We start from the raw sequence: 25,234 nt of genomic DNA, 5'->3' as shown, positions 1-25,234 counted from the left end.
ATCAAGCGTCAAACGCTGTTGGCACCAGGGCTCTGCGCCACCTCAGCCTGAGTCAATTGCTTCATCAGCATACTTTCGTCCGCCCGGCGCTGGCGCAGAATCTCTTCCGCTGCATTCTTGTAGGCGCCGTCGGTCATGGCACCTTCGCTTTGCAGGTCGTCCAGGGCCTCCATGCGCAGTTCGGTGGTTTTGCGGCAAGCGAGAAATTCAGCGGGATATCGTTCTTCGAGGTACAGCAGCCAAAACTCCCGTTTGAGGGCGAATTCCACCAACGCAGCTTGGGTTTCCCGCCCAAGAACCAGCTGTTCTGCCCTGTCCAGCATCTCCGGGGTAACACTAGCCGAATTTGAAAACTGCATGGTTCGCGTGCTCAGGGGCAAGTCCAGGCGGCTGACCAGACCCACACGGTAAGCGAGCAGTACCTCAACATCCTCAGTAAACCCGATCCGGCCCGCCGCATCCGCCCTGGCAATACCGTCAACCTCCTCCAGACGAAGCAAACCCCGCAGCAGCGTTAGCAGTTGCGGCCCTTCATGGCCTGCCGTCGCCAATGCTCGAGCCTTGGTCACCAGCACTTCCAGCTCCATTTCGCTGAACATGACCGTGGCGCCGTCAACACAGGTCTGTGGATTGGCCGCCATGGCTACCAGTCGACTGCGCAACGCCTGGTCCTCGGCGCCCGCCTCCATCAGTAACCAGACCCGCTCCGTCACCGCGTCTGGCGTCAGATTGAAATCGGCAGAGCTTCGTAACCGAGCCAGCAAGTCGAAAAAATCGTCAGCGTGTTCTTCGGCGCCATACAACTCCCACAGAGTCCGCCGCTGCCTTCGTGCCAGCGCAGGCGTGCGCTGCAGCCAAACGTCTACGCCCTCCACCGGCTCCACCGCGACGGATGGCCCGCCTATCTGCGCGATACGTGCCCGGGTACCGATGGCTAGCGGGTTGCCATCAAGCAAAGTACGGTGTGGCGCCCATGGAGTCTCGAAAAACGCATCGGGGAGAGTGGTAATGCGGTTATTCCTCAGATCCAGCGCCATTAACTGAGGGAGTTCAAAGACACCAGCGGGCGCCTCTTCCAGGCCGGTGCTACGCAGGAACAGATTGATCAGTCCAGGCATGGAACTCACATCCAGTGCCCCCCCTAGCGGATTTCGCTCCAGGTTCAGCAGTCGTAATCCACTGAGTGGGCGCAACAGGTCCCTTGCGAAGGGTGTCAGGACAATTCGGTTATTGGCCAGGGACAAACGCGTCAGGTGTCGCAACCTTGCGACGCTGGTCGGCACGCCTCGTAAAAAATTGTTCTCGATATTCAGCCAACGCAGATTTGGCGTCTTGCTGAGGAGTTCGCTGGCGCTTTGCTGGGAAATGTAAGTTCGCGACAGGTTGACCGCCGTGACGTGGCTGAAATCCGCTGGCAAATGCGGCAGATCGCCCGTGGCAATGCCATGCAGATCGAGCACGTAACCATCGAGACGCAACGCAACCGGGCCGTCCACCGGGGTCAGTCGCTGCCAGCAGCGCTTGATGATATCCGCCGCTTGACGCCGGGCCAGCTCTGAAATGGGTACCGAATGGGTTTCGGTGACCGCCCGCCAGGTCATCGGTCCTTTGGCCCAACGTTCGAGAACGCGTTCAAGAGTTTTGAATTCCATGGACAGACGCGCAAGTTGAATTTCGACTGAAGTACCGTTGGCCCGAAGTTCAGCAAGAAATTCAGCCGTCTGATCCGATGTGAATCCGGGATACAGCACGTTGACCTGTTCATGGAGCGAAGGCTCTGAAGGCATAATCGGAAGGTTCGGAACCACTTGATCGCCCTCCATTCCGCCTTTGAGCCCGCCGAGGTCGATGTCCCACTGATCGTTTTCCTGCTGTTTGAGCAAGGGGCCTGGCTTGCCATTGCCGTCGGTGATTCGCCACTGGCGTGCGGCCTCCTCCCAGCGAATTTCGTAGGCCTTGTCGTGCAGGGCAACGAAATACCGACCTTCGCGGTGGTAGATATCCAGCATCCCGTTGGGGCCGTGAATCGTCGGCTGACCGCGCAGCGAATCCGGTGGCGCCTCGTACGCCCGCAACGATTCGCGCAGCCTGGCATCGAGGGATCGAAGGTTCTGCGGTGCATAGTCAAATCGGGGCTGGATGAAGTTGCTCGGCTGCGGCTCGCTATCCGTAGTTGCGCCACGCGCAGGTTTCAGCTCGACGGTAACGGTTGTCACCTCCTCCGCCGCAGCGCCCGCGTCGCTGGCAACCGCGATGAGCTTCTCAGCCGCCAATGGCAAGGCATTCAATAGCCCGAACACAACACGCTCGCCGCCTTGACGACGCTCGTGCAAGGTCCGGCCATTTGCAGCCTGCTCAGCGCCCACGCCTATCAGGGAAATCGAAAGCCCGACGATATAAGGAATCGCCTCGGGCACGATCAGGGCGACAGCGCCGGTGAAGATCAGGCTTCTGTTCAAGCCCTGGGCGAAGCCTTCCAGCCGGGCATCGCCTCGGGTATGGATGCTGAATATCGCATCGGCTCGCAACCGCTCCACCATTCGGTCGCGCAGGAAAACAAATGGATCGCCGTGGATCTTGCTGCCCGCATGGACGCAATGAATGGGTGACCAGATGCCGGTCGCGTTGTTGAGCCATCGCGGATAACGCGCAATGCCTTCAAGGGCGTTGTGCAGACCGCTGAGAAACACACCGTCATGGGCGTCCTTCTCCGGGAAATGCCCTTCGAGCGACCTGCGCTTGAGCACATCACGGCACTGCTCAGCCACCCACTGTGCAAGCTGCTGCTCATTTTCAAAACCATGCAGAGGTGAAGAGTTACCAGGCACGTACAACACCGTGCGACCGGTCTGTGCGTTTTTGATGACCAATGCGTCGCTGGCGCGATATCGGTGAACTTGCAAAAGAGCGACAACGATGTGCGGGTCAGTTGGCACCGACCCTTCCAGTAACTCGGGCGTCAACGCCTGCCACTGCTGCGAAGCTGGCAATCCGAGACTCTTAAGCACCAGCTGTTTATCAATCTCCTGCAGGCTGTTTTCGTCTCGCTGTAGAAATGCCGCTTTAAGAAAAGCCGCTTTGGCCAATACCGGATAGTGCCGAGCATGGGCGTCAATGAACGTCCTCAGATAAGCCATGTACTGCTGCCGCAGATCCGTGGCCCAGACAAATTTCTTGAATTCGGCGGGATCGATATCCAGATGAGTGTCCGCGCCGTAAGTCTGCGGCTCGCATCGACGATACAGGCCTTCGTAAACCAATGAATGGTAGACAGTATTCAATGAGGGGACGAGACGCATCGGTAGGCCACCGGCACGGTAGGGCTGAACATAGCCCAGCCCGCTGAACATCGTCAGATGCTGATGCCATTTGCGCAATAACGCGTTAGTCAAAGACAGCGACGTGTGCAATGTTGCCGGGTATGTGTCTGCGCCCCGCACCTCAGAGTAAATGAAGGTATTGAGTCGGACGTCATCAGGTTCGATATCCTGTTGCCATCTTTGTTTCACGTGGGCTTTGATAACCTGCCGTGCGTACGCTGCAGGGCTTTTTACGATCGCGCCGTGACTGGCAACAAATGCGTCCAGCAGAGCGTTGCGATACGGGTCAATAACTGCGTCAGGCATGAGTTTGCAATCTCCTTATTGCAATAAATGACTAACAGCCTATCAACGCGCCCCCGGTAAAAAAGCCTGAATAATTACCGCATCCAGCGCATAAAAAAGCGCCTGCTGTCAGTAACGACAACAAGCGCTTGATGTGAAACGTACAACCAACAGCTATTACCAGAAGCGCTGCTGAGTCAGGCGACTCCACCAGCTCAGCAACAAGCGATCTACTGAACCGGTTGCCGCGAGGCCAACTCGCTCCTGTAAGCTTTTGCGCTGCACATAGTGCAGGTGGAACACCTCGGCGGTTTTGGCGCGCTCGGACAGATATTCGTCGCTGGTCTTCAGTTCATCGACCAGCTGATTGTCCAGCGCAGCCATGCCCAGCCAGACTTCGCCGGTGGCCACTTCATCAATCGCCAACTGCGGCCGGTAGCGCGCCACGAAGTTCTTGAACAGGTCGTGGGTGATGTCCAGGTCTTCCTGAAATTTCTCACGGCCCTTCTCGGTGTTTTCGCCGAACACGGTCAAGGTGCGCTTGTACTCACCCGCCGTCAGCACTTCGAAATCGATATCGTGTTTCTTCAGCAGGCGGTTGACGTTGGGCAACTGCGCGACCACGCCGATGGAACCAAGAATCGCGAACGGCGCGCTGATGATTTTGTTGCCGATGCACGCCATCATGTACCCGCCGCTGGCAGCGACTTTATCGATGCAGATGGTCAACGGAATACCTGCCTGACGGATACGCGCCAGCTGCGAGGAGGCCAGGCCGTAGCTGTGGACCATGCCGCCGCCGCTCTCCAGACGCAGGACGACTTCGTCCTTGTCGGTGGCCAGGGTAAGCAGCGCGGTGATCTCATGGCGCATGCTTTCAGTGGCGGACGCCTTGATGTCGCCGTCGAAATCCATGACGTAAACCCGAGGTTTGGGTTCACCCAGTTTCTTCTCTTTCTTGAGCGCCTTGCCCTGCTCCTTGCGCAAAGCCTTGACCCGTTCCTTGTCGAGCAGCGATTGCTCAAGGCGCTCACGCAGGCCTTTGTAGAAATCGTTGAGTTTGGTGACTTGCAACTGGCCGGCAGAACGGCGTCGGCCCTTGCCGCGCAGGGAAGCGATGGCGACCAGAACAACAACGATAGCGACAACCAGGGTGACCGTTTTGGCCAGGAAGCTGGCGTAATCGGCTAAAAACTCCACAGATACTCCTCACATGGATTGCGCCCTTTCCAAGCAAGGGCAGCGGATCGTTCAAGCATACCGGCGCAGTCAGGCGCCGACCAGTCGGACGTCGTGACAGCACGCGACACACTGATTCAAACAAGCGTATGTTTTTTTATTGACACGCTCTTGGCATCCTCATAACCTCGCAAAACTTTCAACGTACCGGGACGAAGCGGACGTGGGCAGCATCTATTTGATACGACATGGCCAGGCTTCGTTCGGCGCAGACGACTACGACGTGCTGTCGCCCATCGGAATTCGCCAGGCTCAGGTGCTGGGTAAGTATCTCGCTCAGTTGGGCGTGAATTTCGACCGCTGCATCGCAGGTGGCCTGCGTCGACAACAGCACACTGCAGAAGCCGCGCTGGCTCAGTTCTCCGTGCTTGATTTACCGACCCCGCTTCTGGAAATTGACCGTGCATTCGATGAGTTCGACGCCGATGCAGTGATTCGCGCCCTGCTCCCGGCCATGCTCCCTGACGAACCCGAAGCGCTGCATGTGATGCGCAATGCCGCCGAGCACCGCGGCGAGTTTCAACGACTGTTCGCCCTGATTATTGCCCGCTGGCTCAGTGGCGATTACGACACTGACGGCCTGCAAAGCTGGCTGGGTTTCGTCGCCCAGGTCGAGGCCGGGCTGCTGGCCATTCTTGAAAGCGCCGGACCGAATGAGCGCATCGCGGTCTTCACTTCCGGTGGCACCATTACCGCCCTGCTGCATCTGATTATCCAGATACCTGCACCGCAGGCATTTGAACTCAACTGGCAAATCGTCAACACCTCGCTCAACCAGCTCAGGTTTCGTGGTCGCGAGGTGGCTTTGGCTTCCTTCAACAGCCATGCTCATTTGCAACTGTTGAACACGCCGGAACTCATCACTTATCGCTGAGTCTGGCCAAACCTGTTCTTCGGGACACCGATATCAACACAATAAGGATCGAACCATGACCTCTGTAGCCGACGCCGTACAAGCAATGAAAGCCAAGTTCAACCCTGCTGCCGCCGCAGGCCTGGATCTGGTTTTCGGTTTCCGTATCGACGAAACCCAGAATTTCTCGTTGATCGTCAAGGACAGCACCTGCGAATTGCAGGAAGGCGAAAACCCGGACGCCCAAGTGACTCTGGTCATGGACAGCGAAACCCTGAAAGGCATCGTCAGCGGCGAAACCGATGGCATGCAGGCCTTCATGGGCGGCAAGCTGCGCGCTGAAGGCGACATGATGCTGGCAATGAAGCTGAGCGAGCTGTTCCCGGCCTGACTGCAGCACAATGCCCAAAAAACCGGAGCCGAAGGGCTTCGGTTTTTTTATGCCCGCAGATCGCCCCATGCCTTGCCGGCAGAGCAATCACAATCAATGATCGGGCAGCAACACGCAGGTCGATAAGACGGTTTTCGGCTTGTGAGCTACATTCGATTAGTCAATGATTCTCCCGCACCATAATAAGCAGAAGGGATAAGCATGGCGCTTACTGACCAGTCCACACAAATTCGCCCCGGTGAAGAACTCGACGCCGCGCTGATCGATACCTACCTGAAGGCGCAGATCCCCGGCCTCAGCGGCACGGCGCAAATCAGCCAGTTTCCGGGTGGTGCTTCCAACCTTACGTACCTGATCCGCTACCCTGAGCAGGAACTCGTACTGCGCCGCCCGCCCTTTGGCCAAAAGGCCAGGTCCGCACACGACATGGGCCGCGAGTACCGCATCATCAATCAACTCAAGGACGCTTTTCCCTATTGCCCGAAAGCTTACGTGCATTGCACGGATGAATCGCTGATCGGCTCTGAGTTCTACGTGATGGAGCGTATCAAGGGCATCATCCTGCGCTCGGATCTGCCGCCAGAGCTGGGCCTGGATGCCGGACAAACCCAAGCGCTGTGCAAGAGCTTCATCGACCGGCTGGTGGAGTTGCATCGCGTTGACTATCAGGCGTGCGGACTGGGTGATCTGGGCAAACCTCAGGGCTATGTGCAACGCCAGATCCACGGCTGGAGCGAACGTTACGACAAGGCCCGCACGCCCGACGCGCCGCAATGGGACGTGGTCAAGGCCTGGCTGGTCGACAAAATGCCAGCGGACCACCCGGTCCCGTCCATCGTCCATAACGACTATCGCTTCGATAACGTGCTGCTCGATCCCACCAACCCGATGAACATCATTGGCGTGCTGGATTGGGAACTCACCACGCTGGGCGACCCGTTAATGGACCTGGGCAATACCCTGGCGTACTGGATCGAAGCCAGCGACCCGGCAGACGTGCAGTTGATGCGGCGCCAGCCCAGCCACGCGCCCGGCATGCTCACACGCCAGCAATTCGTCGACTATTACGCCGAACGCGCCGGCATACGCATTGATAACTTCGATTTCTACTACACCTACGGCCTGTTCCGCCTGGCCGGTATCGTGCAGCAGATTTACTACCGTTTCTTCCACGGCCAGACCCAGGACAAACGCTTCGCGCAGTTCATTCACATGAACAAGCTGCTGGAGCAGATGAGCCTGCAGGTGATTGGCCGATCCACACTTTGACAGCCACCCGCTGACAGGAACACGACATGTCCAAGACCCAACTGTTCGACCTCGACGGCAAGATCGCCTTTGTTTCCGGCGCCAGCCGTGGCATCGGTGAGGCCATCGCCAAACTGCTCGCCCAGCAAGGCGCCCACGTAATCGTCTCCAGTCGCAAGATCGACGGCTGCCAGCAGGTTGCCGATGCGATCATTGCCGATGGCGGCCAAGCCACGGCGATTGCCTGCCATATCGGCGAAATGGAGCAGATCAGCGCAGTGTTTGCCCAGATACGCGAACAGTTCGGACGCCTGGACATTCTGGTCAACAATGCCGCGACCAATCCGCAGTTCTGCAATGTGCTGGACACTGATCTGAGCGCCTTCCAGAAGACCGTCGACGTGAATATTCGCGGTTATTTCTTCATGTCGGTCGAAGCTGGCAAACTAATGCGCGAAGGTGGCGGTGGCAGCATTATCAATGTGGCGTCGATTAACGGTGTCTCGCCAGGCGTATTCCAGGGCATCTATTCGGTTACCAAGGCCGCCGTGATCAACATGACCAAAGTGTTTGCCAAGGAATGCGCCCCGTTTGGCATTCGCTGCAACGCCCTGCTGCCCGGCCTGACCGACACCAAGTTTGCCTCGGCACTGGTCAAGAACGACGCGATCCTGAATGTGGCCCTACAGCAGATCCCCCTCAAACGTGTCGCAGCGCCGAGCGAAATGGCAGGCGCGGTGCTGTACCTGGCCAGCGAAGCGTCCAGTTACACCACTGGCGTTGCATTGAATGTAGACGGGGGATTTCTGTCCTGAGGCTGATCCCGACCTGACATGCCAACGGCTTGGGGTTAAGATGCGCGGCTTCTGACGCAGCCTTTTCTGCGCAAACTGCCCTATAAGCCCTTCACCATGCCATTTGAACTCAGTGTCGACCTGACCACCCTGGCGGTGCTCGCCGTTGTTGCCTTTGTTGCCGGATTCATCGACGCCATCGCCGGTGGCGGTGGCTTGCTGACCACCCCGGCGCTAATGACCGCCGGTTTGCCGCCCCATCTGGTGCTGGGCACCAACAAGCTCAGCTCCACTTTTGGTTCGGCGACGGCCAGCTTTACCTTCTACCGACGCAAGTTGTTCGATCCGCGCCAATGGCTGCATGCGTTGGTGGGGACTGCTGTCGGCGCAGTTATCGGCGCGGTGGTTGCGCATTACCTGCCCGCTGAATGGCTGAACCAGATGCTACCGGTGATCGTATTTGGCTGCGGCCTGTATCTGTTGTTCGGCGGTACGCCCAAGGCGCCGTTGGACAGCAATGCTCCGATCAAAAAGAAGTGGCAGCTGCCCCAAGGCTTGGGTCTGGGCTTCTACGACGGCGTGGCTGGCCCCGGCACCGGAGCTTTCTGGACGGTCAGCAGTTTGTTGATCTACCCGCTGGATCTGGTCAAGGCCAGCGGCGTGGCGCGCAGCATGAACTTCGTCAGCAATGCCGCCGCGCTGTCGGTATTCATCTTTTCCGGTCAGGTGGACTGGCCGATTGGCCTGACGATGGGCGCGGCAGTCATGGCAGGCGCCTATTTCGGGGCCAAAAGTGCGATCAAGGGCGGGGCTAAATTCATCCGCCCGGTGTTTATCACCGTCGTGCTGGGGTTGACCGTTCGCCTAGCCTGGCAACACTGGTTCGGCGGTGCCTAAGCGCCGCGCCACGTAAGAATCGATCAGGTAGCGAGCAATGGAGCGGCTGGCTGGCAGCGGCGGCAGATCGTGGATGCTGAACCAGCGGGCATCTTCGATTTCGTCGGCCTGAGGCACGATGTCACCGCTTTCGTATTGCGCGTGAAAACCCAGCATCATCGAGTGCGGGAACGGCCAGCACTGGCTGCCCATATAAACGATGTCCTTGATCTTGAGCTGCACTTCTTCCATGACCTCTCGATGAACGCAGTCTTCCACCGACTCACCCGGCTCGACAAAGCCCGCCAGGGTGCTGTAGACACCGGTAACGAAACGCGGCGAGCGGGCCAGGAGCACTTCGTCACCCCGGGTGATCAAGACGATCATGCTCGGTGAGATGCGCGGGTAGAACCGCAGGTTGTCATGCTCGCAGTACATCGCCCGCTCGCCTGGCACTTGCTGCGTGGGCCGCCCGCAACTCCCGCAATAACGATGCTCGCGAGTCCAGGTGCTGATCTGCGCCGCATAGCCAAGCTTCTGGAACACGGCGAAATCGCCTTCCAGCATGAACTGCCGAAGCCCCTGCCAACGACAGCCGTCGATCTCCACCCCGCCCTTGAGGACCAGGACGAACACCGGCTCGCCATCAAAATGGCCAATACCGTGTTCGCCGATCACCGGCAGGTCCTGGGCTTTCAGCCATTCACGGGGGAACATCACACCATTGCCGTCCAGCAGGAAACCTTGCTCGCCGTTAACCACCGCCCAGCCGCCCGTAACCTCGGTATCCAGCACAGCGGTACTCCAGCGTTTAAGGTTTGTCATGGAACCCTCCCTTCACTCAATTCTCGAATATCGGTTTCTGCTTGCTCATGTGCGCGACCATGGCCAGCTTCAGATCTGCTGATTGCAGCATGGCAGCGTTCCAGATAGCAACGTGTTCGAGACCGTCATCGATCCGGTGGTCGCGCATGTAGGTGATCATTTCCTTGGTGCCGGCAATTGCAATGGGTGACTTGGAGGCTATTTCACGGGCGATGGCGAACACACCTTCCAGCAACGCCGGCAGATCCTCGAACGTTTTATTGACCAGGCCAATGCGCTGCGCTTCCTGCGCCAGGACTGTGCGCCCGGTGTAAGCGAGTTCACGCATCATGCCATCACCAATGATGCGCGGCAGACGTTGCAAGGTACCCACATCCGCCGCCATGCCCATGTCGATTTCGCGGATGGCGAATTTCGCATCTTCGGCGGCATAGCGCATGTCGCACGCGGAGATCAGGTCGATGGCACCGCCCAGGCAGTAACCCTGGATTGCCGCAAGCACCGGCTTGCGGCAGTTGTCGACGGCGCTGAAGGAGGCTTGCAGCCGCAGGATAGTGCGTCGCAAGGTGCGCGCGTTACGCCCGACGTCTTTGCCCAGTTCATTGGCAACCGACGCGAGCATCATCAAGTCGATGCCTGAAGAAAAGTGCTTTCCAGCGCCGCTGAGCACCACCACGCGTACGTCATCGGTGTCGTCGATCCACTGGAAGATCTCGATGATTTCGGACCAGAACGCAGCGTCCATGGCGTTTATCTTGTCCGGTCGATTGATCTGCACATGAGCGATGTGCTCGTTAACCTCTACGACAAAGGCTTGATAGTCGGGCACGGGGGACTCCTTGAATGGCGGCTATTATTGTTGGCGACGGCGCAATCTCAGCCGACAGACTATAACAAGGCTTAATGGCCGCTCGTAAGGCGATAGTTGCGCCATTTCCCGGACCTTCAGCTCGGTCGGTTCCATGGAAAAAGCCGAGGCTATTAGGCAAAATTATGAACCGCCGATTCGCGCAGCGGTCCAGTAACAAGTAACCGATCTTCACTCACGCAACAAGCAGTACGCGGTCCTGCCAGCCAACGGGCACCCTGCAGAACCGTGCGAAATTTTCTCAGGTCGCGAGAGGGCGATTCTTGATTACATCAAAAGCAGCAACCGGCATCGTGGGTCTTGACGACATTCTGTCTGGAGGTCTGTCTCGACGTCATGTGTTTCTCCTCGAAGGAGAACCCGGAACAGGTAAAACCACCGTTGCGTTGCAATTTCTTCAGGCTGGCGCGCTCGCCGGAGAGGTTTGCCTGTACATCACGCTATCGGAAACCGACCTTGAGTTGCGCGAAGGTGCCATGTCCCACGGCTGGGAGCTGGGTGACAACATCGTCATCTTCGAGCTGACTCCACCTGAAAGCCTGCTCAACGCCGAGAATCATCAGAGTCTGCTGTATTCCTCGGACCTGGAACTGGGCGAAGCAACGCGGCAGATTTTCGAAGTGGTCGAACGCGTCAAGCCAACCCGGGTGGTCATTGACAGCCTTTCCGAGATTCGCCTGTTGGCGCAAAGCTCGTTGCGCTATCGCCGGCAAATTCTTTCCATCAAACATTACTTCGCTCGCTTTGATGCAACCGTCTTGCTGCTGGACGACCTGACGACTGAAGCACTGGACAAGACCGTGCACAGCGTTGCTCACGGCGTGATTCGCCTCGAAGAGCTCAACCCCAACTACGGTGCCGAACGTCGTCGTTTGCGTGTCGTGAAATACCGCGGCCAGAAGTACCGGGGCGGTTTCCACGATTTCACGATCATGGCCGATGGTATTCACGTGTTTCCGAGGCTGGTGGCTGCTGAACATCGCAATCAGTACAAGCGAGAAGTGGTTTCCAGTGGCATCGCCGAGCTGGATTCGCTGTTGGGCGGCGGCATCGACGGCGGTTCAAGTACCCTGATCCTCGGCCCGGCCGGTACCGGCAAATCGCTTATCTCCATGGTATTCGCTGCGGCTGCAGTAGCGCGCGGCGAGCGTGTCGGCCTGTTCATCTTCGATGAAGAGATGGGCCTGCTGTTCAACCGCATGAACAAGCTGGGTATTGACCTGGCTGCATTGCAGGAAACCGGCAATCTACTGATCGAACAAGTGGATGCGGCGGAATTGTCGCCCGGCGAGTTCGCCCATCGGGTGCGCAGTTGCGTGGACAAGAAGCAGATCAAGACCGTTGTCATTGACAGTATCAACGGCTATCAGGCAGCAATGCCTGAAGAGAATGCGCTGGTGCTGCACATGCATGAGTTGTTGCTCTATCTCAACCGCCAGGGTGCCTCGACGTTCATGACTGTCGCGCAACACGGTCTGGTGGGCGACATGCGCGCCCCGGTTGACATCACCTATCTGGCCGACACCGTCATTCTGCTGCGCTACTTCGAAGCCATGGGTCAGGTACGCCGCGCGGTATCAATCATCAAGAAACGCACCGGCACTCACGAATCGACAATCCGCGAATACCGCATCGGCAGTGCCGGTCTGAAAATCGGTGCACCGCTTGAGGCATTTCAAGGCGTGCTGCGCGGTGTTCCTCACTACTTTGGCGAGAACAATCCGTTGCTGCCGGATGATGACGTGTGAGCACGCCAGGGCTGTTTTCGGAACGGGCTATCATTCTCGCCCCACGTGGACGTGACAGCCAGATCGCGTTGGCGATTCTGCAGGAAGCAGGATTCCCCGCCATGGCGACTTCGAACCTGCTTGAATTGAGCAAGGAGCTCAGTTCGGGCGCAGGCATGGCGATCATTGCCGACGAAGCGCTGCGCGGCGCAGACATGAGCACGCTGCTTGAAACGCTCAAGCGCCAGCCTGCCTGGTCCGACATTCCCATTGTCTTGCTGACCCACCACGGCGGGCCTGAACAGAACCCATCGGCGTACCTGGGTGCGCTGCTGGGGAACGTGACGTTCCTGGAGCGCCCTTTCCACCCCGCTACCCTGGTCAGCCTGGTCTCCACGGCTGTTCGTGGCCGCCGCCGTCAATACGAAGCCCGGGCCCGCATGGAAGATCTGCTGGAAAGCGAGCAGCGCCTGCAAAACGCCCTGAAAGCGGGCAGATTAGGTTCATGGCAACTGGAATCGGAGTTTCTGACCCTGACCTGCTCGGCCATCAGCAAGTCGCATTATGGCCGGGACGAAGACGACACTTTCGTCTATGCCGACTGGCTGTACTCGGTCTACGCCGAGGATCAACCGCGTATGCAGTCGGCCCTGCAGCGCAGTCTCGATTCGGGTGACGATTTCATTATTGAGTACCGCAACGTATGGCCCGATGGCTCATTGAATTGGGTTGATGTCCGCGCCAGAGCAATCCGGGCCAAAAATGGCAGGGTCAGTTCACTGGCGGGCGTAACGTCTGATATCACTGAGCGTAAACAGGCCGAAGCCGAATTACGCCGCCTTAACGAAACACTGGAGCAGCAGGTTGAAGAGCGCACCTCGCAGCTGCGCCATAACGAGGAAGTGCTACGCCAGTCGCAGAAGATGGAAGCGGTCGGTCAGCTGACCGGCGGCATCGCCCACGACTTCAATAACATGCTGACCGGGATCATCGGCAGTCTGGAGTTGCTGCGCAGGCGCCTGGCGCGTGGGCGCACCGAGGATCTGGACAGCCTGATCGATCTGGGTGTGACCTCGGCCAACCGTGCCGCTGCGCTGACCCATCGTCTGCTGGCCTTTTCCCGTCGGCAGTCGCTGGATTCCAAGCCGGTACAAATGAATCAGCTGGTCAATTCCATGGGCGAGCTGATTCATCGCAGCCTCAATGAAAGCATCCACCTGGAAATGCGCCTCAACGAACAATTGTGGACCGCCGAGGCTGACCCGAATCAACTGGAAAGCGCCCTGCTCAATCTGGTACTGAACGCCCGTGATGCAATGCCCGACGGCGGCCTGCTGTTGGTCGAAACCTTCAATCAGCGCCTGGACCGGTCGTTTACCGATGCCCATGAGAATCTCCTGCCGGGCGACTACGTCGTGCTCAGCGTCAGCGACACCGGCTACGGCATGCCGGACACGGTCATCAGCCGCGCCTTCGACCCTTTCTTCACCACTAAACCCATAGGTCAGGGCACGGGACTTGGGCTGTCGATGATCTATGGCTTCAGCAAGCAGTCCCACGGTCACGTGGCGATCAAGAGTGAAGTGGGCAACGGCACGACGGTGCAGCTGTTCCTGCCGCGCTTCAAGGGTGAGCAGCTTCAGGATGAACTTGTCTATGAAACCAATGCGACCCAGGCGAACGCGGGAGAAACGGTGCTGATCGTCGAAGATGATCCGGCGGTACGGGCGCTGGTCAGCGAAGTACTGAGCGAATTGGGTTATCAGTTTGTGGTTGCCGGGGCTGCTGATTCCGCAGTGCCTATCCTGGAATCGGCGCAGCGCATTGATCTATTGATCAGTGACGTCGGCCTTCCGGGCATGAACGGGCGTCAGTTGGCTGAAATTGGCCGCCAGCTGCGACCGGGGCTCAAGGTGCTGTTTATTACCGGTTATGCCGAGCATGCCGCTGTGCGTGCGGGTTTCCTCGATAACGGCATGCAAATGATCACCAAGCCGTTCGCCTTCGATCATTTGACGGCCAAGGTTCGGGAAATGATTGAAGCCTGATCAACTCGCCATTCAACGCCATCGACCTGGCAGTCAGTGGCGTTATCGCGACGCAAGCTCTCAGGAAAGCAGGCTTTGAATCTGGGAATGCAAACTGTCCATGGTGAACGGCTTGGCGAGGATCGGGGCTTTGAAAGCAATCGGGCTGCCTGAATCGATTATTTCCGCTGGATAACCGCTGATAAAAATAACCTTCAGTTCAGGGCGCAGCTTGACCGCCGGCTCGGCAATCATCACCCCGGATATTCCGCCAGGCAGACGATAGTCGGTAATCATCAAATCCAGATGCGGCTTGGTGGCGAGGATTTCAAACGCTTGTTCACCGTTCTCCGCCTGCAACACACGATAGCCCTCGCCTGATAGATAATCAGCGAGCAGCATTAAAATCAGCGGTTCGTCTTCGACGATGAGGACGACATTTTCTGCATCAGAGCTCATTGGACTGCCTTCGATCTATAAATAGCTGCCATTACGACCGTGCAGCGTCCTGTAGGTTGCGCGAATATCAGATTAATCTGCCCCAACGCCTCGATCCGCTCAAAGCGGCAGGCATATGCGGAACAGCGAGCCTTGGCCTTCTTCGCTTTCGACGCTGATCGTGCCTCCATGCGCCGCGACGATTTGATCAGAAATGAACAAGCCCAGCCCCAGGCCATGCACCGCATGGTTGGCGGAAACCCGCTCGAATTGCTGAAAAATCCGCTTCTGGTTTTCCGGGCTGACACCGATGCCCTCGTCGCGCACATCAACCCGCGCCTGGCCGTCCTCGCTGTAGACGCGAACGCGGATCGGCTTGCGGGCGCCGTAGCGCAAGGCATTGGTCAGCAGGTTGGCGACCACCTGTTCGATACGGAACTCGTCCCAGACGCCGATCACCGGATCGTCAGCGGTGAAGCTCACCGTCGAGCCTGCGGCAGCAATTTGCGCGGAGAAGCTTTCCAGCAGGTTGCTGACCAGTTCCACCAAATCAAACGGGCTGGTGCGGATCGACAACTTGCCGGTGCGGATGCGCGACACGTCGAGCATATCTTCGATGAGCCGAATCAGACTCTGGATCTGCCGCTCATCGCGATCCACCATCGCCCGCAGTTTTTCCAGAGTGAACGCCGCCATGTTGTCTTTGGCCAGATGCAGTTTGCGCAGCTGGGTTTCCAGGATCAGCCCGTTAAGGGGTGTGCGTACTTCATGGGAAACAATCGACATGAAGTCATCGCGCATCCGCACGGCGCGCTCAAGTTCGTTCTGGGTCACCTGTAACTGCTTGAGCAATGCTTCCTGCTCTTGCCGGCTTTGCTCAAGTGCTTCGACCTGCTCTTTGACGGCTTTGCGCTGGCGGTACAAGTCAACGAACACGTTAACCTTGCTTTTGACCGCGTGGATATCGAGTGGCTTGTGCAGGAAGTCCACTGCACCGCTTTCGTAACCCTTGAACGCGTAATTCAGCTCGCGACCGGCCGCACTGACGAACACGATGGGGATGCTCTTGGTGCGCTCGGTACTGCGCATCAGCTCTGCCAATTCAAAGCCGTTCATCCCTGGCATCTGCACGTCAAGAATCGCCATGGCGAATTCGTGTTGCAGCAGCAAAGACAGGGCTTCATCTGCTGACAAAGCCTTGAACACGGCGCGATCTTCGCGCTTGATCAGCGCTTCGAGGGCCAGCAGGTTTTCCGGCAAATCGTCGACGATCAGCAACTTGGCCTGGGTATCACTCAACATGCGATTCTTTCCAGCTCGATCAATAGTTGGCCGATGTCATGCAAAGGCAGCAGATAGTCAGGGCTGTGCAGTGCCAGCGCCGCTTCGGGCATGGTGCGCGCCTGAGCCTGATTCGGATCCTGTACCACGGTCATCCCCCCGCCCTGCTTGATGTAGGCCAGGCTTGCGGCACCGTCGTTATTGGCCCCAGTCAGCAATATGCCCGCCAGTCGGGCGCCGAATGCGTCGCTGGCCGAACTGAACAGAATGTCGATGCTGGGTCGTGAATGAAACACCCGATCTTCCTGGCTCAGGGAAAGACTCAGATCAGTCTCCACCGACAAGTGATAACCCGGCGGCGCGAAATACAAAGTGCCAGGCACGATACTTTCCTTGTCGTCGGCTTCCTTGACCGGAATCGGCAGACGCGCCTGGAACACCTGAGCCAGCTGGCTGCGGCGCTCTTCAGGCACATGCAATACCGTCAGAATCGGCAAGCGAAAGCCGGGTTTGATCGCGCCGAAAATCTTCAACAAAGCTTCTACGCCACCCGCCGACGCGCCCACGACAATTGCGTCGACTACGGGTAATACTTGTTCAGTCAATTCACCGCTGCTGAAAGTTCTCTTCATGACTTGCGGTAGATCCGTTCCTGTTTCACCAAAGCCTCGAAACTCTTGCTGTAAGCAGAAAAGTCCAGGGTTTCCTTACTGCCCAACACCAGAAAGCCGCGGTGACAAAGCGACTCGTGGAATAACCCAAATGCTCGATCCTGAAGCTTTTTATTGAAATAAATCAACACGTTGCGACAGGAAATCAATTGAGTTTCTGAGAACACGCTGTCGGTTGCAAGACTGTGATCGGCAAACGTCACGTTCTCACGCAGGGTTTTGTCGAAAATGGCGTACTCGTAGGCGCCGGTGTAGTAATCGGAAAAGTCCCGCTGGCCGCCCGCTTTCAGATAGTTCTGGGTATAAGCGCGAATATTCTCCAGAGAAAAAATCCCCTGCTTGGCTTTTTCCAGAGACCTTGGATTGATATCCGTAGCGTAGATAATCGTGCGGTCCAACAGGCCTTCTTCACGCAGCAGAATGGCCATTGAATAAACTTCTTCCCCAGTGCTGCAACCGGCGATCCAGATTTTGATCGACGGGTAGGTCCTGAGCAACGGCACGACTTCCTGACGGATTGCCAGAAAATGGCCGGGGTCGCGAAACATCTCGCTGACCGGAATGGTAAGAAATTGCAGCAATTGCATGAATGCCGCCGGGTCGTGCAACACCCGCTCCTGCAAGGCAGAAATGGTCGAGCAGTCGAACTGACGCAACGCATGGTTGACCCGCCGCTTGACCGACGCGCCGGAATAATCGCGAAAGTCATAGCTGTATTTGAGATAAATCGCCTCGATCAGCAGGCGTAACTCTATCTCGGTGTTTCGATCCTGATGCATAGGTCAACCTGGTGATGAAGACGAAAGCTCAAATTTGGCCGCTGAAACTCAAATACGTTCCATTTTCGGCAGCCAGACGCGGATCAGCGAAAACAGCCGATCCAGGTCGATTGGCTTGGCCAGATAATCATTGGAGCCGGACTGCAGGCAGCGCTCCTGATCGTCTTTCATGGCTTTGGCGGTCACCGCGATAATCGGCAACTTGCGCCAGCGAGGATCCTTGCGGATTTCGGTGGTCGCTTCATAGCCGTCCATCTCGGGCATCATCACGTCCATCAGGACCAAATCGATATCTTCGACTTCATTGAGCTTGCTGATTGCCTCGATGCCATTCCTGGCGATCTCGACAATCGCGCCCTTGTGTTCCAGGGCGCTGGTCAGGGCGAAGATATTGCGTACGTCGTCATCGACCACAAGAATCTTGCGGCCTTCAAACACTTTGTCCCGGCTGCGGGCGGTCTTGAGCATTTTTTGCCGCTCATTGGACAGCTGCGACTCGACCTTGTGCAGGAACAGCGTCACTTCATCGAGCAGGCGCTCCGGCGAGCGCGCGCCCTTGATGATGATCGAGCGCGAATACTTCATCAGCTCGGCTTCTTCATCGCGGGTCAGGTTGCGCCCGGTGTAGACGATCACGGGCGGGAAGGCGCAAATCTCTTCGGTGGACATGCGCTTGAGCAGGTCATTACCGAGCATGTCCGGCAGCTTGAGATCGATGATCATGCAGTCGTAAATATTGTCGCGCAGCAGATCGAGGGCATCCTGAGCAAAACCCACCGCAGTGATCTCAATATCATCATCGCCGATCAAGCGCGCGATGCTGTCACGCTGCAAGGCGTCGTCTTCGACCAACAGGATGCGTTTGACCTTCTGCGTCAGCTTGGCTTCGAGCTTGGCAAAGACGTCCTTGAGTTCTTCGCGGGTGGTCGGCTTGACGGCGTAACCGACCGCGCCCATGTGCATCGCGGCTTCCTGGCGATCCTCGACCGAAATAACGTGGACCGGAATATGTCGGGTCGAGGCCAATTCCTTGAGGCGCTGCAAGACGGTGAGGCCTGAGTGATCCGGCAGGCGCATGTCCAGCAAAATGGCGTCGGGCACAAATTGCGCCGCGAGGTTGAAGCCGTCGTCGGCTGCGTGAGCGACCAGACAGTGATAGCCCAATTCATGGGCCAGATCGAACAGGATCTGCGCGAACGCCACCTCGTCTTCAATTACCAGGATGCAGCGCTTGGTGAACGGGCCCTTGTCGCGGTCATCGACAAACGTGGCAATGGGCGTGGCTGGAACTGCTGCGGCAATCGGCGCCACCGGCGCAACGTGGGCGACCGGCAATGGCGCGGCGACCACCGCAACGGGCTCCTGACCATATTCCAGCTGCACCTGCTCGACGTATTGCTCAGGCAGTACCAAGGTGAAGATGCTGCCCTGCCCCGGCGCGCTGGTAACGCTGATCGAGCCGCCGAGCAGCGCCGCCAGGTCACGAGAAATCGAGAGTCCCAGGCCAGTGCCGCCATAGCGCCGGTTGGTTGTGCCGTCAGCCTGACGGAACGCCTCGAAGATGCTTTGCTGCTGCTCTTCGGCGATGCCAATCCCCGAGTCGCGCACGGTAAAGGCAATGCCTTCGCCGGGCTGACGCGACACGATCATGCTGACCATGCCGGTTTCAGTGAACTTGATGGCATTGGAAAGCAGGTTTTTAAGAATCTGTTCCAGACGCTGGCGGTCGGTATACAACAGCGTCGGCGCGCCCGCCTGCAACTCGACATGGAAATCCAGCTTCTTGTCGTTCGCCAGTGGTTCGAACATGGAGCGCAGGCCTTCAACCAGACGTGCCACGCTGCTGTTTTCCGGACGCATGTCGAGTTTGCCGGCCTCGACCTTGGAAATGTCCAGAATGTCATTGATCAGGTTGAGCAGATCGTTGCCCGCCGAATAGATCGACTCCGCGAACTTGACCTGCTCGGCCGTAAGGTTTTCCGTCGGATTCTCGGCCAGCAGCTTGGCCAGAATCAGCGAGCTGTTGAGCGGCGTGCGCAACTCATGGGACATGTTGGCAAGGAATTCGGACTTGTACTTGCTGGAGCGCTGCAATTCATCGGCACGGGCTTCGAGTTCGATCTGTGCGAGGTGCAACTCTTCGTTATTGCGATCCAGTGCGTCGCGCTGATCCGACAATGCCTGGCCTTGTTCGGCCAGTTGCTCATTGGTCTGTTCAAGCTCGGCCTGCTGGGTTTCCAGGTGCGCCTGGGATTCCTTGAGGATTCGCGACTGCTCTTCCAGCTCTTCGTTGGCGGTGCGCAGTTCTTCCTGCTGCACTTGCAACTCTTCGTTGAGCTGCTGGGTTTCAGCCAGGACCTCCTGAAGACGCTGACGGTAGCGCGCAGCTTCAATGGAAGTGCCGACGTTGTCGGCGATCAGCTCCATGAACTCGAGATCCTGGTCGGTCAACGGACGCAGAAAACCCAGTTCGATCACGCCATTGACGTGGTCATCGTTGCTGGTGGGAATCACGACCACGCTGCGCGGCGAGCCCTCGCCCAGCCCGGAGGTGACCTTGAAATAGTCAACCGGTACGTCTTCAAGCTTGATGATCTGCTTGTGCCGGGCAGCTTGTCCGACGATACCTTCACCGCTGTAGATCGAATGTTCGTTGTTTTCCTGCTCGCGGGAAAAACCGTAACAGGCCACACGCTTGAGGCCGCCGTGTTCCTGGCTGACGTAAACCGCAGAAACTACCGCACCCAGATAGTCGGCAAAAAACTGCAAGACGTTGGAACCGAGTATGTTCAAGGTCAACTGCCCAAGCACTTGCTCAGCCAGCTCGCTTTGCCCGTTGCGCAGCCAGGCGATTTTCTGCAAGCGCTCGGCATTGGCTTCCTGAAGCTTGAGGTTGCCGGCGTAACTTGTTGAAAGAGCAACCATATCCCGGCGGCCAACGAATGCCAGCAGGCCGCTGACGCTGAGGACGAATACCAGATACAGGGCAACCGAGAAAATTGTGGTACGGGTGACGGTATCGTTGCGTGTCAGGCGCAATTGCTGCTCGGTCGCTACAATCTGTTCGTATTCATTGCGAATTTCGTCGGTCAGGCGTTTACCTCGCCCGGCCTGGATTTGAGCCGAATAGTCACCGTTCTCGCGCCGGGTGGTGATCATGTCCTGAGCGAAGGTGTTCCACTCGTTCTGCAGCGCAGCAAGGCGCTTGAGCCGGTCGACCTGGGCCGGATTATCCGCAACCAGCGCTTCGAGGCCTTGGAGTTCGGCATTGACTGCGGGCTTGGCGACTTCATATGGGTCAAGGAAGTGCTCGTCCCCGGTTAACAGGAAGCCGCGCATGCCGGTCTCCATATCGATGGACAACTTGAGCGCGCGGTTGGTGTTGTTGATCACCCGGTCGGTATGTTCGACCCACTGAATCACCGACAACAGGTAGGTGATCAACCCGACAAAGAAAACCGCGCTGATAACGCCGACGCCCAGAGGCAGACTGACGTTGCGGCTCAGCAGTTTACGGAAACGTTGCTCATCGACGGTAGACGGATGGATCATGAGAAGTCCCAAGCGATTTATCAAAACGTTGGAGTTTGCCGCAATCTTTAGTAAAAGACTCTCATTTCTGATACATCGGGTTGAAATTTCAGAACTTTTGCAACGATTTCTCACCCGATGGCCAATGGATGTCACCATTAGACGGGTGACGCCCCTCAAATGGAGGTTTTTAATAGTCAGCGGGAACTTCCAGAGGCGTTTCACTTACTCATAAACGGGCGACGCTACACCGCCATCGACAACCGTCTTTTTTCAAGGAAACCAATCATGTCTGCCAGCACCATTCTCGTCGTCGAAGACGACAACATTGTGCGCATGCTGATCGTCGACGTTCTTGAGGAGCTGGAATACAGCGTGCTGGAGGCTGCAGACGGAGAACAGGCGCTGGAGTTTCTTGGCGATAACGATCAAACCATCGATCTGATGATGACCGATCAGGGTTTGCCTGGCATGACTGGGACAGAACTGGCCCTCAAGGCCCGTGACAAGCGCCCCGCGCTGCCCGTGTTATTCGCCAGCGGCTACTCGGAGAACATCGACGTGCCGCCCGGCATGCACTCCATCGGCAAACCATTTTCCATTGATCAACTGCGCGACAAGGTTAAAAGCATTCTTGAACAAGCCTGATACCCATCAATCGATGGCCGCACACAACGGCGAACCTGTTCGCGTCCTGATTATCGGCTACGTCTGGCCGGAGCCACGTTCTTCGGCAGCCAGCGGCCACATGATGCAGTTGATCCAATGCTTTCTCGAACAGGGCTGGCAGATTACCTTCGCCAGCCCTGCAACAGAGGGTGAGCACATGGCGGACTTGTCGGCGCTGGGTATTACACAAGTGCGCATCGAGCTCAATAACAGTAGCTTCGATGCATTTGTCAGCGAATTGGCTCCGGATATCGTGCTGTTCGACCAGTTCATGATCGAAGAGCAATTTGGCTGGCGAGTTGAGAAGCATTGTCCCGCAGCGCTGCGCGTCCTGGAAACTTCGGACCTGCAAAGCCTGCGCAATACCCGTCACTTACAGCTCAAGCAGTTTCTTGAAAATAGCTCGCAGCCTGATGATTTAATTGATTATTTTGAGTCATCAGAAGCCACGGTTTATTCCGCAATGGCCACCGGTGACCTGGCGCAACGTGAAGTGGCAGCGCTCTATCGCTCCGATCTAAACCTGATGACCTCAGACGTGGAAATCCAACTGCTCACGGCCAGGTTCGGCATGCCGGCGGCGCTGCTGCATTGGTGTCCGCTGATGATTGATGGGCTTGGCACTGTGTCACCCTCTTTTGAGGAACGGGCGAACTTCCTCAGCATTGGTAACTTCCGCCACGCCCCCAACTGGGACGCGGTGTTGTGGATGAAGAACGCCGTTTGGCCTTTGATTCGCCAGCAACTGCCCAAGGCACAACTGCACATTTACGGCGCCTACACGCCACCCAAGGCCACGGCGCTGCATAACCCGGTTCAGGGGTTCCACATCATGAACTGGGCCGAAGACGCCTTGCAGGTCATGTCGGGGGCGCGGGTCTGTCTGGCGCCTTTGCGTTTCGGCGCGGGCATCAAGGGCAAAATTGTCGATGCCATGCTGTGCGGAACACCGACGGTCACTACGCCCATCGGCGCCGAAGCCATGCACGGCGAAATGCCCTGGCCGGGCGCCATTGCCAGCAGTGCCACCGCGATCGCCGATGCGGCCATTCGGCTGTATCAACACCGGAGTTTATGGCAAGAGGCGCAACAGGCTGGCTGGGCGCTGCTTAAAGCTCGGTATCAGCATCAACAACATTGCGCGAGCCTGATCGAGCGAATCACTTACCTGCGACAAAACCTGCAGGAACACCGAACCGCGAATTTCACCGGCGCGATGCTGCGTCACCATCACCACAAAAGCACCAAGTACATGGCGCAGTGGATTGAGGCGAAGAATCGTCTGCCGTAAATAGCATCTGTTGGAGCGAGGCTTGCCCGCGAATCGGCAGGTACATCCGACACATCTGCATGTCAGAAATACCGCCTTCGCAAGCAAACTTGCTCCCACAACTATCTACCCTGTGGGAGCGAGCTTGCTCGCGAAGCGGTTTACCTAATTCAGGGATTCCAGCTTACGCAGCAGATACGTATCCATGATCCAGCCCTTGTCCTGACGCGCCGTCTGCCGGACGTGCTTGATGCGTTCGCAGACGTCATCCAGCTCGCCAGCGATAAGAATCTCGTCAGCTGTGCCCAGATACGCTCCCCAGTAAATATGCAGGCCTTGGCCGACAAACCGTTCGAAGGTGCAATGGGCGTCGAGCATCACCAGCACGTTGTCCACGCTCACACCCTGCTCCGCTGCCAGGCGTCGGCCGGTGGTGATGTGGATAGGCTCGCCGATTCGGTTCAGTGCAACGCGATGTTGCGCCGCCAGAACCTGAACACTGGATATCCCCGGGATGACCGCGTAATCGAATTCGATCACCCCTCGGCTCAGCACTCGCTCGAGGATGCGCAGGGTGCTGTCGTAAATCGACGGATCACCCCACACCAGGAACCCACCGATTTCATCAGCCTTGAGTTCATCGTCTATCAGTTGCTCGAACAACACCGCGCGCTGCTCGTGCCAGCGCTCGACCCCGGCTTCATAGGACAGCGGATCCGCTTCACGCTGCGGGTCCTGGACGACGACCAACCGGTAGTCGGGATCGGTAATATAGCGCTGGCAGATCTCTTTTCTCAGCCGGAGCAGGTCATCATCGGCATAACCTTTATCCAGAATGAAAAACACTTTGGCACGATTCAGCGCGTTGATTGCCTGAACAGTGATGTGTTCGGGATGGCCCGCGCCGATGCCGATCAGAAGGACAGTTTTCATTGCAAGCATCCCGCAAATGTACAGCCATTGCCTACCGCCGCTGGCGAAGGCACATTAGTCTCTTGGCAACTCTTTGAACGGCCGCCGCATGACAAAAACAACAAGAGTCACCGATCCTTCCTACGAACTGATGGACGATCACAACGGGTTGTCGATTATCTATCGCGAACACGGTTTCCCGTGTCCGCTGGTGCGCTGGCACTTTCATAAAGAGTATGAACTGCATATGATCGTCGCCAGTTCGGGAAAAGTCTTCGTCGGCGATTACATTGGCAACTTTTACCCCGAAAGCCTGTTCCTGACCGGGCCAAACCTGCCACACAACTGGATCAGCCAGATTGAGGAAGATCAAGTCATCCCCAAGCGCGACATGCTGGTGAATTTCACCGATGAGTTGTTCGAGAGCGGCAACCAGGTCTTCGCCGAACTCAAAACCCTGGCGCCCTTGCTGGAACGTGCGCAGTCGGGCATTGAGTTCCGCTGCAGGCGCACCATTCGCCAGGCCATGAAGTTGATGCAGAAAATCGCCGACGCCAAGGGCATCAGCCGTCTCGGACACTTCTTTATCCTGCTGGAGCTATTGGCCGCCAGCGACGATTACCAGCTTCTGTCCGGCAGCACCTGCGCGCAAATGGCTGACGAGCACAGTATCGACCGGACCAACCGCGCCGTTGACTATATTTTTGCCCACTACGCACGGGAATTGCCGCTGGAGGAAGTCGCCGATTATCTGGGCATGAAGCCGGCTTACTTCTCTCGGGTCTTCAAGCAGGCCACCGGGCGCTGTTTCGTCGAGTTCGTCAATCGCCTGCGGATCAGCAAATCCTGCGAACTGCTCGCCGACGGTGACAAACCGGTCACTGATGTGTGTTTCGAATCCGGCTTCAACAATATTTCCAACTTCAACCGACGCTTTCAGCAGCTCAAAGGCATGACGCCTTCACACTATCGCCGTCTGGCCGTTCAGCGCCTGACCGAGCAGAACCTGTACTGATTCACCCCTCCCCGATCCTCATCGTCTACGCTCAAACAGCGCTGTTGGCTGTTGCAGCGTGGTGGGGAAAGCTTTCGCTCTGCTCAGCGAGTGCAAAATAGTATCAGTTGCAGTGCTGCGCAGGATTTGTCATTGCGCCTGCGGCCCGTTGTAATCAGTAGACATCTTCCTTGCCTCCGGAAGAGACAAAAACAATAACCGACCTTCTGCAGCTC

At 57.4% G+C, this 25,234-nt stretch carries 20 protein-coding genes; 10 read left to right on the top strand and 10 right to left on the bottom strand.

Annotation, left to right across the window (positions count from 1 at the left end; all coding sequences use genetic code 11):
- Positions 1–8: 8 nt before the first annotated feature.
- Together AFK24_RS23880 and sohB are read right to left on the bottom strand one after the other, a co-directional pair.
- Positions 9–3,626 carry an NEL-type E3 ubiquitin ligase domain-containing protein gene (locus tag AFK24_RS23880; protein WP_065835579.1) on the bottom strand — a complete coding sequence of 1,206 codons (3,618 nt, stop codon included), beginning with the start codon at positions 3,624–3,626 and terminating at the stop codon, positions 9–11.
- 156 nt (positions 3,627–3,782) lie between these two features.
- Complete coding sequence (gene sohB / locus AFK24_RS23875; RefSeq protein ID WP_065835578.1) at positions 3,783–4,805, bottom strand: protease SohB; 1,023 nt, start codon at positions 4,803–4,805, stop codon at positions 3,783–3,785.
- Positions 4,806–5,007: 202 nt separating this feature from the next.
- On the opposite strand from sohB, the gene AFK24_RS23870 reads away from it, so the two are divergent.
- From AFK24_RS23870 to AFK24_RS23850, 5 genes are all read left to right on the top strand, one after another.
- Positions 5,008–5,718: a histidine phosphatase family protein gene (locus AFK24_RS23870; RefSeq protein ID WP_065835577.1), complete on the top strand. Its 711-nt coding sequence runs from the start codon at positions 5,008–5,010 to the stop codon at positions 5,716–5,718.
- A gap of 55 nt (positions 5,719–5,773) precedes the next feature.
- Entirely contained in the window at positions 5,774–6,088 is a 315-nt protein-coding gene (locus AFK24_RS23865) for an SCP2 sterol-binding domain-containing protein (protein WP_065835576.1), read from the top strand.
- A 201-nt stretch (positions 6,089–6,289) separates the two neighbouring features.
- On the top strand, positions 6,290–7,357 hold the full coding sequence (locus AFK24_RS23860; protein ID WP_065835575.1) for a phosphotransferase family protein: 1,068 nt from the start codon (positions 6,290–6,292) through the stop codon (positions 7,355–7,357).
- A 26-nt stretch (positions 7,358–7,383) separates the two neighbouring features.
- On the top strand, positions 7,384–8,151 hold the full coding sequence (locus tag AFK24_RS23855) for an SDR family oxidoreductase (RefSeq protein ID WP_065835574.1): 768 nt from the start codon (positions 7,384–7,386) through the stop codon (positions 8,149–8,151).
- A 96-nt stretch (positions 8,152–8,247) separates the two neighbouring features.
- Positions 8,248–9,027, top strand: coding sequence for a sulfite exporter TauE/SafE family protein (locus AFK24_RS23850; protein WP_065835573.1), 780 nt, complete (start codon positions 8,248–8,250; stop codon positions 9,025–9,027).
- On the opposite strand, the gene nudC is transcribed toward AFK24_RS23850, so the two are convergent.
- Both nudC and AFK24_RS23840 read right to left on the bottom strand, forming a co-directional pair.
- Positions 8,995–9,831 (bottom strand): NAD(+) diphosphatase, encoded by an 837-nt coding sequence (gene nudC, locus AFK24_RS23845; protein WP_065835572.1) that lies wholly within the window; start codon positions 9,829–9,831, stop codon positions 8,995–8,997. The genes AFK24_RS23850 and nudC overlap by 33 nt on opposite strands.
- Before the next feature lie 16 nt (positions 9,832–9,847).
- Positions 9,848–10,660 carry a crotonase/enoyl-CoA hydratase family protein gene (locus AFK24_RS23840; RefSeq protein ID WP_065835571.1) on the bottom strand — a complete coding sequence of 271 codons (813 nt, stop codon included), beginning with the start codon at positions 10,658–10,660 and terminating at the stop codon, positions 9,848–9,850.
- Between the two features lie 302 nt (positions 10,661–10,962).
- On the opposite strand from AFK24_RS23840, the gene AFK24_RS23835 reads away from it, so the two are divergent.
- Both AFK24_RS23835 and AFK24_RS23830 read left to right on the top strand, forming a co-directional pair.
- Positions 10,963–12,447: an ATPase domain-containing protein gene (locus AFK24_RS23835; RefSeq protein ID WP_065835570.1), complete on the top strand. Its 1,485-nt coding sequence runs from the start codon at positions 10,963–10,965 to the stop codon at positions 12,445–12,447.
- Positions 12,444–14,474, top strand: a complete 2,031-nt coding sequence (locus AFK24_RS23830; RefSeq protein ID WP_065835569.1) for a response regulator — start codon at positions 12,444–12,446, stop codon at positions 14,472–14,474. Before AFK24_RS23835 ends, AFK24_RS23830 begins: the two co-directional genes overlap by 4 nt.
- A gap of 60 nt (positions 14,475–14,534) precedes the next feature.
- Here AFK24_RS23830 and AFK24_RS23825 read toward each other — a convergent pair whose 3' ends face one another.
- The 5 genes from AFK24_RS23825 to AFK24_RS23805 all read right to left on the bottom strand — a co-directional run bounded on the left by AFK24_RS23825 (position 14,535) and on the right by AFK24_RS23805 (position 21,174).
- Positions 14,535–14,912 carry a response regulator gene (locus AFK24_RS23825; protein ID WP_065835568.1) on the bottom strand — a complete coding sequence of 126 codons (378 nt, stop codon included), beginning with the start codon at positions 14,910–14,912 and terminating at the stop codon, positions 14,535–14,537.
- 99 nt (positions 14,913–15,011) lie between these two features.
- Positions 15,012–16,193 carry a hybrid sensor histidine kinase/response regulator gene (locus AFK24_RS23820; RefSeq protein WP_065835567.1) on the bottom strand — a complete coding sequence of 394 codons (1,182 nt, stop codon included), beginning with the start codon at positions 16,191–16,193 and terminating at the stop codon, positions 15,012–15,014.
- Positions 16,187–16,804, bottom strand: coding sequence for a chemotaxis protein CheB (locus AFK24_RS23815; RefSeq protein WP_065835566.1), 618 nt, complete (start codon positions 16,802–16,804; stop codon positions 16,187–16,189). The genes AFK24_RS23820 and AFK24_RS23815 overlap by 7 nt, the downstream gene beginning before the upstream one ends.
- A complete protein-coding gene (locus AFK24_RS23810) occupies positions 16,801–17,622 on the bottom strand; it encodes a CheR family methyltransferase (RefSeq protein WP_065835565.1) in 822 nt (273 codons plus the stop codon). The genes AFK24_RS23815 and AFK24_RS23810 overlap by 4 nt, the downstream gene beginning before the upstream one ends.
- Before the next feature lie 48 nt (positions 17,623–17,670).
- A complete protein-coding gene (locus AFK24_RS23805; RefSeq protein ID WP_065835564.1) occupies positions 17,671–21,174 on the bottom strand; it encodes a response regulator in 3,504 nt (1,167 codons plus the stop codon).
- Between the two features lie 267 nt (positions 21,175–21,441).
- Between AFK24_RS23805 and AFK24_RS23800 the strand changes: the two genes are divergently transcribed.
- Positions 21,442–21,801: a response regulator gene (locus AFK24_RS23800; RefSeq protein ID WP_065835563.1), complete on the top strand. Its 360-nt coding sequence runs from the start codon at positions 21,442–21,444 to the stop codon at positions 21,799–21,801.
- A 13-nt stretch (positions 21,802–21,814) separates the two neighbouring features.
- Positions 21,815–23,113, top strand: a complete 1,299-nt coding sequence (locus AFK24_RS23795; RefSeq protein ID WP_065835562.1) for a glycosyltransferase — start codon at positions 21,815–21,817, stop codon at positions 23,111–23,113.
- 144 nt (positions 23,114–23,257) lie between these two features.
- On the opposite strand, the gene cobF is transcribed toward AFK24_RS23795, so the two are convergent.
- Positions 23,258–24,025, bottom strand: coding sequence for a precorrin-6A synthase (deacetylating) (cobF, locus tag AFK24_RS23790; protein WP_065835561.1), 768 nt, complete (start codon positions 24,023–24,025; stop codon positions 23,258–23,260).
- A gap of 88 nt (positions 24,026–24,113) precedes the next feature.
- Here cobF and AFK24_RS23785 point away from each other — a divergent pair, with 88 nt between their 5' ends.
- The gene (locus AFK24_RS23785; protein WP_065835560.1) at positions 24,114–25,019 is read left to right on the top strand and encodes an AraC family transcriptional regulator; all 906 of its coding nucleotides are present in this window, start codon (positions 24,114–24,116) and stop codon (positions 25,017–25,019) included.
- The last annotated feature ends 215 nt before the right edge of the window (positions 25,020–25,234 follow it).

It is taken from the genome of Pseudomonas syringae, from assembly GCF_001698815.1.
In the GTDB taxonomy this organism is placed as follows: Bacteria; Pseudomonadota; Gammaproteobacteria; order Pseudomonadales; family Pseudomonadaceae; genus Aquipseudomonas; species Aquipseudomonas syringae_A.
Note: the sequence above shows the minus strand (reverse complement) of the source record. Positions and strands in the feature narration are given on the sequence as shown.

Excerpts from the sequence above, each read along its gene's own strand:
- AFK24_RS23880 (WP_065835579.1), bottom strand. The coding sequence starts at position 3,626 with ATGCCTGACGCAGTTATTGACCCGTATCGCAACGCTCTGCTGGACGCA.
- AFK24_RS23865 (WP_065835576.1), top strand. The coding sequence starts at position 5,774 with ATGACCTCTGTAGCCGACGCCGTACAAGCAATGAAAGCCAAGTTCAAC.
- AFK24_RS23860 (WP_065835575.1), top strand. The coding sequence starts at position 6,290 with ATGGCGCTTACTGACCAGTCCACACAAATTCGCCCCGGTGAAGAACTC.
- AFK24_RS23855 (WP_065835574.1), top strand. The coding sequence starts at position 7,384 with ATGTCCAAGACCCAACTGTTCGACCTCGACGGCAAGATCGCCTTTGTT.
- AFK24_RS23850 (WP_065835573.1), top strand. The coding sequence starts at position 8,248 with ATGCCATTTGAACTCAGTGTCGACCTGACCACCCTGGCGGTGCTCGCC.
- nudC (WP_065835572.1), bottom strand. The coding sequence starts at position 9,831 with ATGACAAACCTTAAACGCTGGAGTACCGCTGTGCTGGATACCGAGGTT.
- AFK24_RS23825 (WP_065835568.1), bottom strand. The coding sequence starts at position 14,912 with ATGAGCTCTGATGCAGAAAATGTCGTCCTCATCGTCGAAGACGAACCG.
- AFK24_RS23820 (WP_065835567.1), bottom strand. The coding sequence starts at position 16,193 with ATGTTGAGTGATACCCAGGCCAAGTTGCTGATCGTCGACGATTTGCCG.
- AFK24_RS23815 (WP_065835566.1), bottom strand. The coding sequence starts at position 16,804 with ATGAAGAGAACTTTCAGCAGCGGTGAATTGACTGAACAAGTATTACCC.
- AFK24_RS23810 (WP_065835565.1), bottom strand. The coding sequence starts at position 17,622 with ATGCATCAGGATCGAAACACCGAGATAGAGTTACGCCTGCTGATCGAG.
- AFK24_RS23805 (WP_065835564.1), bottom strand. The coding sequence starts at position 21,174 with ATGATCCATCCGTCTACCGTCGATGAGCAACGTTTCCGTAAACTGCTG.
- AFK24_RS23800 (WP_065835563.1), top strand. The coding sequence starts at position 21,442 with ATGTCTGCCAGCACCATTCTCGTCGTCGAAGACGACAACATTGTGCGC.
- AFK24_RS23795 (WP_065835562.1), top strand. The coding sequence starts at position 21,815 with ATGGCCGCACACAACGGCGAACCTGTTCGCGTCCTGATTATCGGCTAC.
- cobF (WP_065835561.1), bottom strand. The coding sequence starts at position 24,025 with ATGAAAACTGTCCTTCTGATCGGCATCGGCGCGGGCCATCCCGAACAC.
- AFK24_RS23785 (WP_065835560.1), top strand. The coding sequence starts at position 24,114 with ATGACAAAAACAACAAGAGTCACCGATCCTTCCTACGAACTGATGGAC.